Source organism: Pseudonocardia sp. CA-107938, from assembly GCF_050936315.1.
Lineage (GTDB): Bacteria > Actinomycetota > Actinomycetes > Mycobacteriales > Pseudonocardiaceae > Pseudonocardia.
The window spans coordinates 470,136-482,017 of the sequence record NZ_JBNJNA010000001.1 but is presented as its reverse complement, the minus strand read 5'-3'; the positions used below and the strand labels follow the sequence as shown (position 1 = coordinate 482,017).

General features: G+C 72.6%; 16 protein-coding genes. 7 read left to right on the top strand and 9 right to left on the bottom strand.

All coding sequences use genetic code 11. From position 1 onward, the window contains the following. Nucleotides 1–23: 23 nt before the first annotated feature. Together ACQEVB_RS02375 and ACQEVB_RS02370 are read right to left on the bottom strand one after the other, a co-directional pair. A complete protein-coding gene (locus tag ACQEVB_RS02375; RefSeq protein ID WP_432964223.1) occupies nucleotides 24–872 on the bottom strand; it encodes an EamA family transporter in 849 nt (282 codons plus the stop codon). 11 nt (nucleotides 873–883) lie between these two features. Then, nucleotides 884–1,705: a nuclear transport factor 2 family protein gene (locus ACQEVB_RS02370; protein ID WP_432964220.1), complete on the bottom strand. Its 822-nt coding sequence runs from the start codon at nucleotides 1,703–1,705 to the stop codon at nucleotides 884–886. An 83-nt stretch (nucleotides 1,706–1,788) separates the two neighbouring features. On the opposite strand from ACQEVB_RS02370, the gene ACQEVB_RS02365 reads away from it, so the two are divergent. After that, nucleotides 1,789–2,346 (top strand): TetR/AcrR family transcriptional regulator, encoded by a 558-nt coding sequence (locus ACQEVB_RS02365; protein ID WP_432964217.1) that lies wholly within the window; start codon nucleotides 1,789–1,791, stop codon nucleotides 2,344–2,346. A gap of 56 nt (nucleotides 2,347–2,402) precedes the next feature. On the opposite strand, the gene ACQEVB_RS02360 is transcribed toward ACQEVB_RS02365, so the two are convergent. Beyond that, on the bottom strand, nucleotides 2,403–2,630 hold the full coding sequence (locus tag ACQEVB_RS02360; RefSeq protein ID WP_432964214.1) for an antitoxin: 228 nt from the start codon (nucleotides 2,628–2,630) through the stop codon (nucleotides 2,403–2,405). 44 nt (nucleotides 2,631–2,674) lie between these two features. Further along, on the bottom strand, nucleotides 2,675–3,895 hold the full coding sequence (locus tag ACQEVB_RS02355; RefSeq protein WP_432964211.1) for an alpha-hydroxy acid oxidase: 1,221 nt from the start codon (nucleotides 3,893–3,895) through the stop codon (nucleotides 2,675–2,677). 133 nt (nucleotides 3,896–4,028) lie between these two features. On the opposite strand from ACQEVB_RS02355, the gene ACQEVB_RS02350 reads away from it, so the two are divergent. The 3 genes from ACQEVB_RS02350 to ACQEVB_RS02340 are packed head-to-tail and all read left to right on the top strand — an operon-like array spanning nucleotide 4,029 to nucleotide 5,873. Next, on the top strand, nucleotides 4,029–4,550 hold the full coding sequence (locus ACQEVB_RS02350) for a VOC family protein (RefSeq protein WP_432964208.1): 522 nt from the start codon (nucleotides 4,029–4,031) through the stop codon (nucleotides 4,548–4,550). Then, nucleotides 4,547–5,440 (top strand): fumarylacetoacetate hydrolase family protein, encoded by an 894-nt coding sequence (locus ACQEVB_RS02345; RefSeq protein WP_432964205.1) that lies wholly within the window; start codon nucleotides 4,547–4,549, stop codon nucleotides 5,438–5,440. Before ACQEVB_RS02350 ends, ACQEVB_RS02345 begins: the two co-directional genes overlap by 4 nt. Before the next feature lie 13 nt (nucleotides 5,441–5,453). Beyond that, entirely contained in the window at nucleotides 5,454–5,873 is a 420-nt protein-coding gene (locus ACQEVB_RS02340) for a nuclear transport factor 2 family protein (protein ID WP_432964202.1), read from the top strand. Here the strand turns inward: ACQEVB_RS02340 and ACQEVB_RS02335 are convergent. Together ACQEVB_RS02335 and ACQEVB_RS02330 are read right to left on the bottom strand one after the other, a co-directional pair. Beyond that, on the bottom strand, nucleotides 5,831–6,250 hold the full coding sequence (locus tag ACQEVB_RS02335) for a winged helix-turn-helix transcriptional regulator (RefSeq protein ID WP_432964199.1): 420 nt from the start codon (nucleotides 6,248–6,250) through the stop codon (nucleotides 5,831–5,833). The two genes, ACQEVB_RS02340 and ACQEVB_RS02335, sit on opposite strands and share 43 nt — an antisense overlap. Nucleotides 6,251–6,277: 27 nt before the next feature. Next, nucleotides 6,278–7,033 (bottom strand): TrmH family RNA methyltransferase, encoded by a 756-nt coding sequence (locus tag ACQEVB_RS02330; protein ID WP_432964196.1) that lies wholly within the window; start codon nucleotides 7,031–7,033, stop codon nucleotides 6,278–6,280. Nucleotides 7,034–7,045: 12 nt separating this feature from the next. On the opposite strand from ACQEVB_RS02330, the gene ACQEVB_RS02325 reads away from it, so the two are divergent. Together ACQEVB_RS02325 and ACQEVB_RS02320 are read left to right on the top strand one after the other, a co-directional pair. Continuing rightward, nucleotides 7,046–8,449 (top strand): WS/DGAT/MGAT family O-acyltransferase, encoded by a 1,404-nt coding sequence (locus ACQEVB_RS02325; RefSeq protein WP_432964193.1) that lies wholly within the window; start codon nucleotides 7,046–7,048, stop codon nucleotides 8,447–8,449. Continuing rightward, nucleotides 8,446–8,952 carry a DUF6912 family protein gene (locus ACQEVB_RS02320; RefSeq protein ID WP_432964190.1) on the top strand — a complete coding sequence of 169 codons (507 nt, stop codon included), beginning with the start codon at nucleotides 8,446–8,448 and terminating at the stop codon, nucleotides 8,950–8,952. Before ACQEVB_RS02325 ends, ACQEVB_RS02320 begins: the two co-directional genes overlap by 4 nt. Here ACQEVB_RS02320 and ACQEVB_RS02315 read toward each other — a convergent pair. Further along, on the bottom strand, nucleotides 8,949–9,554 hold the full coding sequence (locus tag ACQEVB_RS02315) for a response regulator (RefSeq protein ID WP_432964187.1): 606 nt from the start codon (nucleotides 9,552–9,554) through the stop codon (nucleotides 8,949–8,951). The two genes, ACQEVB_RS02320 and ACQEVB_RS02315, sit on opposite strands and share 4 nt — an antisense overlap. Continuing rightward, on the bottom strand, nucleotides 9,551–10,651 hold the full coding sequence (locus ACQEVB_RS02310) for a sensor histidine kinase (protein ID WP_432964184.1): 1,101 nt from the start codon (nucleotides 10,649–10,651) through the stop codon (nucleotides 9,551–9,553). The genes ACQEVB_RS02315 and ACQEVB_RS02310 overlap by 4 nt, the downstream gene beginning before the upstream one ends. An 89-nt stretch (nucleotides 10,652–10,740) precedes the next feature. Between ACQEVB_RS02310 and ACQEVB_RS02305 the strand changes: the two genes are divergently transcribed. After that, on the top strand, nucleotides 10,741–11,409 hold the full coding sequence (locus ACQEVB_RS02305) for a DedA family protein (RefSeq protein WP_432964181.1): 669 nt from the start codon (nucleotides 10,741–10,743) through the stop codon (nucleotides 11,407–11,409). On the opposite strand, the gene ACQEVB_RS02300 is transcribed toward ACQEVB_RS02305, so the two are convergent. Next, nucleotides 11,406–11,870, bottom strand: coding sequence for a DUF1707 SHOCT-like domain-containing protein (locus ACQEVB_RS02300; RefSeq protein ID WP_432964178.1), 465 nt, complete (start codon nucleotides 11,868–11,870; stop codon nucleotides 11,406–11,408). The genes ACQEVB_RS02305 and ACQEVB_RS02300 overlap by 4 nt on opposite strands. Nucleotides 11,871–11,882: the final 12 nt, after the last annotated feature.

Below are 11,882 nucleotides of genomic sequence, written 5' to 3'. Positions count from 1 at the left end.
CCGTTCGACGTCGACGGATCCGGTCACACGTTGACCAGGACGATGCCGACCGCGACGACCGCAGCAGCGATCACCCGGCGGCGCCCGAACCGCTCGCCGAGGAACACCGTGCCGATCAGCGCGCCGACGATGATGCTGGTCTCGCGCAGCGCCGCGACGGCGGCGGTGGCTCCGCTGGTCTGGGCCACCAGCACGAGCCCGTACGCCGCGACCGAGACGACCCCGCCGCCCAGTCCGGCGAGCACCGCGGACCGGGGTTGCGCGAAGAGCGCCCGCTTCCGCCGGGCCAGCGCGATCGCCGGCATGGCCGCGCCCTGCAGCAGGAACAACCAGGACGCGTAGACGGGCACCGGCGTGGTGGCGACCGCGGCGGCGTCGACGACGGTGTAGCCGGCGATGCAGATCCCGGTGGCCACGGCGGCGCCGAGCGCAGGCAGCGTCGAACGGGCGACCCGGCCGCCGTCGACGGCGAGGCTGAGCAGCCCGATCGAGATCACGGCGACGCCGACGAGCTGCGCGGCCGGGAGGGTGCGGCCGAGTGCCAGCTCGATCACGGCGACCACCCACGGCGCCGTGCCGCGCGCGACGGGGTAGACCTGGCTGAACTCGCCGAGCTGGTAGCCGGCCCACAGCAGAAGGTTGTAGACCACGTGCAGGGCGGCCGACCCGAGGACGTACGGCCACGCCGCGGCCGGTGGCGGGCCCAGCAGCAGCGCCCCGATCCCGCCGACGACCGCACAGGACGTGCCGATCATCGCGAACCCGACGAGCCGGTCGGGCACCGCGTGGGCGACGGCGTTCCAGACGGCGTGCAGCAGCGCGGCCAGCAGGGTGAGCGCGACCGCCTCGGCGGGCAGGGCGGTGGTGATCACCCGTACGGACCCTACCCGGCGTGGAGCTCGCGTCCGGTGGCTTCGGCCGCGGCCAGCACGTTGACGTAGTCGCGCAGGTGGACGATCTGCCCGCCGCGCGCGGTGAACACCATGATGTTCGGCAGCGCCACGTCGCCGGCGGGGCCGCCGGTGGTGAGCGACTCCTGCTCGACGATGATCGTGTCGGGTGCCGTTGTGGGGTGCAGGGCGAGCGTGCGGAAGCCGGTGAACCGCAGCGGGCTGGACGCCCACAGCGCGGCGATCCAGTCGACGATCGCGTCCCGGCCCTCCAGCCGGGTCGGCACGCCGGGGAAGGCGAAGGGGAACTCCTGCACCGCGTCGGCGGCGTAGACCTCGCGCAGGCCCTCGACGGACTGCTCCAGGACGACGGTGCGGAAGCGGTCGAGGACCTCGCGCGGGCCGGCGCCGGTGCGGCCGCCGAGCGGGGTCCGGCGGGCCCGGATCGTGCGCCGGGTGATCCGCCAGCCGTCGGCCCCGCGTGCGACGTCGTCGTCGTACGTGGCGCTGCCGGCTGTCCCGTCCGCGTGGACTCCCAGGCTCTTGGACCGGACCCGCGCGGAGTGGTCGTCGATCCCCGTGATGACGATGTTGGTGACGTGGTGGCCCACCGGGTTGGCCGGGCCCATCGCGAGCGATGCCTCGCGGATCGCGTCGAGGCCGGTCAGCGTGCCGAGGCCGAAGTCGTGCACGTCGAGAACGATGTCGGACGTGAACAGTTCGTCCATGCGCTCGAGCTCGCCGGCGTCGCAGAGGTGGCCGTGCCGACTGATCAGATCGGTGATGTCGAGCCGGTCCTGTGCGGACAGTGCCATGGCTTCCCCACTAACATGAGAGATGGTCCGGTTACGCGGGGACCGTAACGGACTGTGTCCCCGGTTAGCAAGGAGGTTGTCCTGTGGCCGAGCGGCCGCGGCGCGCGGATGCGCGTCGCAACTACGACGAGCTCGTCGAGCAGGCGCGGATCGTCTTCGCCGAGTCGGGCGTCGACGCGTCGTTGGACGAGATCGCGCGCCGGGCCGGGGTGGCCAGCGGCACGCTGTACCGCCACTTCCCGACCCGGATCGACCTGGTCGAGGTGGTGCTCGCCGGGCAGATCGAGGAGCTGGTCGCGCTCGGTCGGCGGTTGCTCGTGGCCGACGACGAGTTCGAGGCGCTGGTCACCTGGCTGCGCGCGACGATGGTGCACGGCCTGACCTACCGCGGGCTCTCCGCCGCGATGCTGAGCTCGGCACTCGATCGCGACACGGCCACGGTGGCGCGCTGGCACGCCGAACTGTTCGAGGTGGGTTCCGAGTTGCTCGCGAGGGCGGCCCGGGCGGGCGTCGTCGACCCTGACGTCCCGGCGGCGGACGTGCTGAAACTGGTCAGCGCCGTCTCGGCGGCCGCGCAGGAGGCCCCGGACGACGCCGAGCGACTGCTGGCTCTCGTGCTCAACGGGCTGCGGCGGCGTTGAACGTTCGGGAGCCCCGGAACCGGCGGTTCCGGGGCTCCAGTGGGGAGGGGGACGGGTCAGTGCGGAGGCGGGGGCGGGGGCGGCGCCTCACCCTCCGGGGCCGGCGGCGGTGCGGCGGTGGTGTCGCCCTGCCCCGTCATGCGCTTCAGGTGCTCGGCCCCTTGGTTGATCTGGTCCTGATGGCCCCATTTCTGCCCGGCAGCTTCACCGAGCTTGTCGATGCCCTGGTCGACCTTGTCGTCGTGCTGTCCGAGGAGTTCCTTGGCCTTGTCCATCAATCCCATGGACCCACCGTGCACCCATCCCGCGGGACGCGCAGCGCGGAACGTCACCCATTAGGACGAATTCGTACGTGCTCGGGGCGCAGCTCGTCGACGCTGTTCAGCCCCATGAGCTGCAGCGTTCGGGTCATCTCTCCGGTAAGGATGCTGATCGCTTTGCTCACGCCGGCCTCGCCGCCGGCCATCAACCCGTACAGGTAGGCGCGGCCGACGAGCGCGGCGTCGGCGCCGAGCGCGACCGCGGCCAGGACGTCAGCGCCGTGCATGATGCCGGTGTCGACGAGCACCTCCGCGCGATCGCCGAGGGCCTCGCGCACCGGCGCCACCAGCTCGATCGGCACGGGGGCGCGGTCGAGCTGGCGCCCGCCGTGGTTGGACAGCAGCACCGCGTCGGCGCCGGCATCGGTGACGCGCACGGCGTCGTCGACGCTCTGGATGCCCTTGACGACGAGCTTGCCCGGCCAGGTGCCGCGCAGCCACTCGACGTCGGCCATGGTGAGCGCGGGATCGAAGACGCGGTTGATCAGGTCGGCGACGGTGCCGCCGGAGGACTGCAGGCTCGCGAACACCAGCGGCTCGGTGGTGAGCAGGTCGAACCACCAGTTCGGGTGCAGTGCGCCGTCGAGGAACGTGCGCAGCGACAGCGCCGGCGGCACCGTGAGGCCGTTGCGGACGTCGCGCAGCCGGTTCCCGCCCACCGGGGTGTCGACGGTGAGCATGAGCGTGTCGTAGCCGGCGTCGGCGGCGCGCTGGACCAGGTCCTTGCCGAACGCGCGGTCGCGCCACAGGTAGAGCTGGAACCAGCGGCGGGCGTTCGGGGCGGCCGCCGCCACGTCCTCGATGGTGGTGGTGCCCACCGTCGAGAGCGTGTACGGGATGCCGGCCTTCTCGGCCGCCGCGACGACGGCCCGCTCGCCCGCCGTGTGCATCATGCGCGTGAAGCCGGTGGGGGCGAGCGCGAGCGGCAGCGTCGAGCGCTTCCCGAGGATCGTGCGGCTCAGGTCGACCTGCCTGACGTCGTGCAGCACCGCCGGGGTGAACTCGACCCGCGCGAACGCCGCCCGCGCCCGGTTCAGCGACAGCTCGCCGTCGGCGGCGCCGTCGGTGTAGTCGAAGACCGCCCGGGGCGTGCGGCGGCGGGCGATCGCGCGCAGGTCGCCGATGCTGGCGGCGCGGCGCAGCCGCCGCTCCGTCGCGTCGCGGACGAACGGGGCGGGCCGCAGCAGCTCGCGCAGCTCGGCGGGACGGGGGAGACGACGCTGGACCATGCGCTCAGGCTAGGCGAGGGGTACGGGCGAGTCGAGATCGCGGTTGAAACGATTCATCAGGGCACGTCGATGTGCCGACCGCACCTTTTTGTGCCGTCTTCCCCGGTCAGGACGTGCCCCGCACCATGCAGGCATGACGATTTCGCCCACCAAGTTCGCCCACGTGGTGCTGCAGACCAATCGCACCGCGGAGATGCGCGACTTCTACGTCCAATTGCTCGGCGCACGGGTCCAGGCGGAATTCGGGCCGATGTGTCTGCTCACCTACGACGATGAGCACCACCGCGTCGCGCTGCTCAACGCGCAGGACTACGAGGAGCGTCCCCCGAACACCGTCGGAATGCACCACATGGCCTTCACCTACGGTTCACTCGAGGTGCTCCTGGGCAACTACCGGCGGCTCAAGGCGGCCGGCATGGACCCGTGGTGGTGCGTCAACCACGGGCCGACGGTGTCGCTGTACTACCGCGACCCCGACGGCAACAACGTCGAGCTGCAGGTCGACGTCTTCGACGACAACGACGACGTCAACGCGTTCCTCGCGACCCTCACGACGCGCGCCCAGCCGCTCGGGATCGACTTCGACCCCGACGCGATGCTGGCCCGGCTGGAGTCCGGGGTGCCGGCGCAGCAGCTGATGGCGATCGACGGATGAAGCTCGTCAGCTTCGGCCCGGTGGGCGCAGAGCAGCCCGGCCTGCTGCGGGACGAGGAGACGATCGTCCCGCTCGGTCCGCTGCTCGCCGCGCACGGAGTGGCCGCGCCCGACATGAACGCCGTGCTGGGGCTCCTGCCGGCGCTCGCAGGTCGTCCGCACGCGCGGGTCCCGGACGGCCCGGCGACGGTGCCGCTCGCCGCCACCCGGCTCGGCCCGCCGGTGCCGCGACCGGGAGCCGTGATCGCCGTCGGCGGCAACTACCGTGACCACCTCGCGCAGTTCGGCGAGTCGACGGCGCCGACCAGGCCCGTGCTGTTCCCGAAGCCGGGCACGTCCGTCACCGGACCGCGCGACGACATCGTCGTGCCGCACGAGACCGCGATGCTGGACTACGAGTGCGAGCTGGGCGTCGTCATCGGTCGCGGTGGCCGGCGGATCCCGCGGGCGGAAGCGCTGGACCACGTCGGCGGATACCTGATCGCCAACGATGTGACCGCGCGGGACGTGTTCCTCGGGGAGAGCGCGATCAGCCCGCTGTACATGCAGGTCCTGCGGGGAAAGGGCTACGACTCGTTCTGCCCGACCGGTCCGTGGCTGGTGACCCCCGACGAGTTCGGCGATCCCGCCGCGGCCCGCCTCCGTACGTGGGTCAACGGCGAGCTCCGCCAGGACGGATCGGCGGCGGACATGATCTTCGCCGTCGCGGATCTGATCGCGTCGGTCAGCGAGTTCTGCACACTCCGGCCGGGCGACATCATCCTCACCGGCTCGCCCGCCGGAATCGGGTTCACGATGCAGCCGCCGCAGTTCCTCGTCGACGGCGACGAGGTCCGCATGGAGATCACAGGGATCGGTGAGATCGTGAACACGATACGCGCCGAGAAATGACGAAGGAGTCGTGATGGCGATCCTCGCCGAGATCGGACCGGATCCGCATCCGAACGTGCGGTTCGTGGTGGATTCGCACGAGAAACTCGGACAGGGCGACGTCCGCGCGATCAGAGAAGCCTGGACGCCGGGGATCGTCTGGCACGAGTGGGGCCAGTCCGATCTCTCCGGCACCTACGTCGGCGTCGACGCCGTGCTGGAGTTCTGGAAGGTGTTCTTCGCCGCCGCCGGACCGCACTTCACCCAGGACATCACGGCGATCACGGCGAACGACACGTACGTCACGTCGCTCGTGCGGATCAGCGGCCGGAAGGGTGCGCGCACGTTCGGCCAGACCGTGGTCGACGTGATGCGCATGGAGGAGGGCCGGCTGGCCGAGTTCTGGCGCTACTACGCCGACGTGACCGCGGCCCACGGATTCTTCACCGCGTGATCGTCGGGCCGCGCGTCGAAGCGACGGCGGCTGGCGTCGAGGTACTCGCGGTTGCGCTCGGCCCAGCTGATCAACCCGGCGACCTCGATCGAGAGGGTCGTCCCGACGTCGGTGAGGGTGTAGTGGACCTGCGGCGGCGTGCTCGGGGTGACGGTGCGGGTGACCAGCCCGTCCCGTTCCAGCCCGCGCAGGGTGTGGGTGAGCATGCGCTGGGAGATGCCGTCGATCCCGCGCTGCAGCTCGGAGTGCCGCCGCGATCCGTCCCGCAGCAGCTGCATGACCAGTGCGCTCCACTTGTCGCCCACCCGGTCGAGCACGCCGCGCAGCGCGCACATCGGATCGTCGGCGGTCACGGGTAGCGCGTCCACGTCCCTCATGGTTGCAGTGTCACCGATCCGGCTCGCTCATCCCAGGCCGTGCCTTCGCCTCGCCAGCTCGAAGGCCGCCACCGCGCCCGCGCTCGCCACGCCCAGCGACTCCACCTCCCCGGGCATCGGGATGGCCAGCACCCCGTGCAGCAGCTCGCGGACGGTCTCGGAGAGCCCGTTGGTCTCGTTGCCCAGCACCAGCGCGACGCGGTCGGGCAGCTCGGCCGTGAGCAGCGACTCGCCGCCCGCGTCGAGCCCGTAGACGACGAACCCGGCGTCGGCGAGCGTCGCGCACCCGTCCTCGACGGTGCCGCAGCGCACGACGGGTGCCCGGAACGCCACCCCGGCCGACGCCTTGATCATCAACGGGTCGATGGACGGGAGCCCGCGCCGGGGCAGCACCACGCCGTCGAGGCCCGCGGCGGTGGCGGTGCGCAGGATCATCCCGACGTTGGACGGGTTGGTGAGCCGGTCGAGCACGAGCAGCGCGGCGGGCCCGTCGCCGAGCGCGTCGAGGAAGTCCTCGACCGGCGCCATGCGCGGGGCGACGACGTCGGCGATGACCCCCTGGTCGTGCTTGCCGTTGCCGGCGAGCACCTTCACGCGCTGGGCGGTGGCGCGCTGCACGGGCACGCCGCGGCGCCGGGCGGCGGCGAGGATGGCGCGGACGGGGTCGCCCTGGGCGTTGTCGGCCACGATGATCTTGTCGATGGCCAGGGACTGATCGTCCAGCGCCTCGAGCACGGGCTTGCGCCCGTACACGGTGATGAACGTGTCCTTCGGCGAACGCATAGGATTCAACCTATGCCGCCCCGGCTGTCGGCCCTGGACGCGTCCTTCCTCTACCTCGAGGCCCCTACCACCCCGATGCACGTCGGTGCGGTCGCGTTGTTCGAGCAGACGGACGCCGGTTTCACCTACGAGCGCCTGGTCGAGCTGGTCGAGCAGCGGATCGCGATGGTGCCGCGCTACCGGCAGAAGGTGCGGCACGTGCCGGGCAACCTGGCCCGTCCGGTGTGGATCGACGACGTCGACTTCGACGTCGCGTACCACGTGCGCCGCTCGGCGCTGCCGAAGCCGGGCTCGGACGCCCAGCTCACCGAGCTGGTGGCGCGTCTGATGTCGCGCCCGCTCGACCACACCCGCCCGCTGTGGGAGATGTACCTGGTCGAGGGGTTGGACGGCGGCCGGGTCGCGGTGCTCACGAAGACCCACCAGGCGATGGTCGACGGGATCAGCGCGTTCGACATCGGCCAGGTCATCCTCGACGTCTCGGCCGAGCAGCGGCCGATCGCCGAGGAGCTGTGGATGCCGCGCAACGAGCCGACCGACTCGCAGCTGGTGCTCGACGCGCTCGCCGAGTCGGTGGCGCGGCCGGGCGCGATCGTGGAGAACCTGCGCTCGGCGGCGGGCGACGCGGTGGCCACCGTCGGCAAGGTGGCCGGGGCCGCCGGGCAGCTGGTGTCGATGGCGTGGGCGGCGAGCCGGCGCGCGCCCGGCACCCCGTTGAACGTGCCGATCTCCACCCAGCGCCGCTTCGCGATCGCGCGGAACTCGCTGGAGGACTACCGCCGCATCCGCGCGGCGCACGGCTGCACCGTCAACGACGTGGTGCTCACCGTCATCTCCGGGGCGCTGCGGAACTGGTTGATGACACGCGGCGAGCCGGTCACGTCGAGCGCGTCGGTGCGCGCGATGGTGCCGCTGTCGGTGCGCGGCGAACCGGACGTGCCGACGTCGTCGGGGTCCCTGGGCAACCGCGTCTCGTCGTTCCTGGTGGACCTGCCCGTCGGGGAGCCGAGCCCGGTGGTGCGGCTGCACCACGTCACGCACGCCATGCTGGAGCACACGTCGGGCGGCCAGTCGGTGAGCGCCGACGCGCTGGTGCGGATCGGCGGGTTCGCCCCGCCCACCCTGCACGCCCTGGGCGCGCGGGCGGCCAGCGGGATCTCGCGACGGATCTTCAACCTGGTCGTCACGAACGTGCCGGGCCCGCAGTTCCCGCTGTACGCGGCGGGGGCGAGGATGCAGGAGATGTTCCCCGTCGTGCCGCTCGCGAAGGGGCAGGCGCTGGCCATCGGGCTGACGTCGTACGACGGTGGGGTGTACTACGGGTTCAACGGCGACCGCGACGCGATGTCCGACGTCGACGTGCTGGCCGGCATGGTGGACGAGTCGCTGGAGGAACTGTTGGGCACGGTCGCATGAGGGTCTACGTCCCGGCCACGTGGCCGATGCTGCGTTCCCTCGTCAAGAACGGGGTGCTCGACCCGATCGGGGGCACCGCGTTCGCGCTCACGCCACGCCTGCGCGAGGCCTACACCAGCGGCGACGACGAGGAGCTGGAGTACGCCGCGATGAACGAGGCCGCGCGCGCGTCGCTGCGGTTGCTCGCCGTCGAGTTCGGGCTGGGTGAGGACACCACCCCGGCCCGACGGGTCGTGGTGTCGGCCGACCTGGACGACGTCACGCTGCGCCCCGACCTCGACGACGGCGCCGTGCGGATCAGCGGCTCGGTGCCGTTCGAGAAGGTCGCTGCGGTGCACGTCGACGCCGAGGACGCGGAGTACGCGGTGCGGCAGGCCGCCGCGGCCGTCGACCAGGCCGACCTGGGCGACCTCGACGCCGAGTTCCTCGTCGGCGAGGCGGAGGACCATGAGCTGGCCTGGTACGACCCGTCCGAGGTGGCGTTCCTGGTGGAGCTGCGTTAGAGCCAGCCGTTCTCCCTGGCGAGCTGGTGCGCCTCCGCCCGTGAGCCGGCGCCGAGCTTGGCCGTCGCCGCCGTGAGGTAGTTGCGGACGGTGCCGGGGGAGAGGAAGAGCGTCCGCGCGACCTCCCCGACCGGCCGGTCCGCCCCGGCGGCCGCGAGCACCTGCGCCTCCCGCGGCGTCAACGGTGACGGCGGGGCGGTGAGCGCGTCGGCGGCGAGCATCGGGTCGACGTAGCGCTTTCCCTCGTGGACGCGCCGGACGACGTCGGCCAGTGCCGAGCCCGGCGCGCCCTTGGCGAGGAAGCCGCGGGCGCCGCTGGACAGGGCCTGGCGCAGCAGGTGCGGCCGGCCGTGCCCGGTGAGGATCACGCCCGCGCAGCCGGGCAGATGGCGCCCCAGCTCGGCGATGACGCCGATCCCGTCGAGGCCGGGCATCTGCAGGTCGACGACGGCGACGTCGGGCCGGGTGGCGAGTGCGCGCTCGACGGCCTGCCGCCCGTCGGCCGCGGTGGCGACGACCTCGATGTCGGGTTCCCGGTCCAGCAGCCCGACCAGCGCCTCGCGGATCAGGTCCTCGTCGTCGGCCAGCAGCACCCGGATCACGGGGCGAGCTCCACCCTGACCTCGAACCGCCCGCCGTCCACCGGACCCGCCACGAGCCGCGCACCCGCGGCCGCGCACCGGGCGGCCAGGGAGGCGAGCCCGGTGCCGGACATCGTGGGGTCGCCCTGCGCGCCGTCGTTCACGATCCTCAGTGTGGGGTGCGCGTAGGTGATCGACACGGTCTGCGCGGCGCTGTGTCGCAGCACGTTCGTCACCGCCTCCCGGACGACGGCCGCCAGCAGGCGCGACGTACCGACGGGCAGTGCGGACGCGTCGACATCCACTGCGGTGTCGATCCCCGCCGACCCGAGCACCAGCTCGGCCGACGCGAGCTGCGTGGCCAGGTCGGCGACCGTCTCGCCGTGCACGGCCCGGCGGGCCTCGGCGAGGGTGGTGGCCGCCAGCTCGCGGATCTGCTCGTTCTCCGCAGCGGCGCGGGCCGGGTCGCTGGTGACGAGGTCGCCGGCCAGCTCGGCCTTGAGCGCGATGATCCCCAGCCGGTGTCCCAGCACGTCGTGCAGCTCGCGGCTGACCCGCAGCCGTTCCTGGGCGATCGCGAGGTCCGCCTCGGCGGCGCGGCCTGCCTCGGCCTCGGCGAGCAGCCGCAGCAACCACACCAGCACGAGCCCGGCGAGCCACAGCGCGACGGCGATGCCCAGCACGACGGCGACGTTCACCGGCAGCGAGCCGCCGAAGACGGCGGCGCCGACCGCCGCCGCGGCCGCCAGCCCGATCGCCGTCCCGGCGCCCGCCGCCGGATGGGCGAGCACGGCCGCGCCGGCCGCGAACCCGGCGAGCCACGCCCACGGCGTGCGGTCCGGCTCGGCCCACGCGAACGCCGGCCACCACAGCGCGAGCGCCACGACCACCAGCCCGGAGATCGCGCGCAGCCGGGTCCGCCTGGGCTGATCGAGGCTGACGGCCGCGCGCAGCACCACCGCCTGCGCCGCGACGAACAGCACCAGGCCGGCGCCGTACACGACGGTCAGCGCCGGCGTGGGCGGCCGGGTGAGCCGCACCGGGAACACCAGCACCCACGCGAAGCTGGACGCCAGCACGGCCAGCACGACCAGCCGGGGACTGAGGTAGCGGCTCATCACCGGACATTCTGGCGTGCCCGCTGTCATGGTCGATCCATGACAGCCGCACGTACCGTCCGGACGTCCGGCGCGCGCACGCTCAGTGCATGACGACGCAGACCTCCGAACTGCCGTTCACCCGCCGCACGCCGTGGCAGGGCAAGGCGACCACGACCGACCTGATGCTGGTGGCGGCCGTCGTCGCCGTCGTCGGGATCGGCATGGCCATCCGCCCGCTGAAGCCGTTCCTGCTGGCCACGCAGCCGGTGCTGCTGGAGTTCCTCACCGGCGACAAGATCGCGATCGGCGCGGCGGCGGCGATCGCCCGGATCGGCGACGTCCCGCTGTGGCTGGTCGTCGTCGCCGGCGCGGTCGGCATGGTGAAGTTCGACTGGATCACCTGGTGGGCCGGCCGGCAGTGGGGCGCCGGCATCGTCGGCATGTTCGCGACGAGCGAGCGGGTGCGCCGCCGCGCAGCTGAGCTGAACCCGTGGACGGTCCGGGTCGCGATCGTGCTCGCCGGGCTGCCCGGCATCCCCAGCGCCGTGGTGTTCGCTGTCGCCGGGTGGACCGGTGTCCGGCTCCGCACGTTCCTGCTGCTCGACCTCGTCGGTGCCGTGCTGACCACCGCCGCGGTCGCGGGGCTCGGCTACGCGCTGGGTCAGGACGCCGTCGACGCGGTGCTGCTCGTCGACAAGTACGCGATGTACGTGAGCCTGGCCATGGTCGCCACGGGCATCGCGTTGCCGCTCGTCAGGCGGTGGCTGCGGCGCTAACGGCGCCGATCCCGGCGCCTGTCGTCGCGGTCGTGGTGGCCGCCGTACACCAGCGCGCCGATGGCGGGGATGAGCAGGAAGAACCACCAGTGGCCGGTGATGAAGAACAGCGCCAGCGCCACGATCGGGGTGACGGCGACGACGCGTCCGCCCCACGTCTCGAGGAGGTTCGGCGATCGGTGCGCCACGGTGCCGGCGTCCCGGGTGGCCGGCGCTGCCGCAGGTTTGACGAGGTCGACCGTGCCGCCGAGGTCGGGGTGCGGGGCGGGCAGGTCGGTGAACAGCGCCTGCAGCTCCGACGCCACGGTCGCGCCGGCGGCGGCCGCAGTGCGGTCGGCGTACTCCTCGACGCCGAGCCGCCCGGCGTTCAGGTGCTCGTCGAGCGCCTTCATGGCGGCGTTGCGTTCCGCGTTGCCGATGCGCATCGGGACCGCGTCCGCGGGCCCGGTCCCCTCCGTCATGCCGTCAGCTTT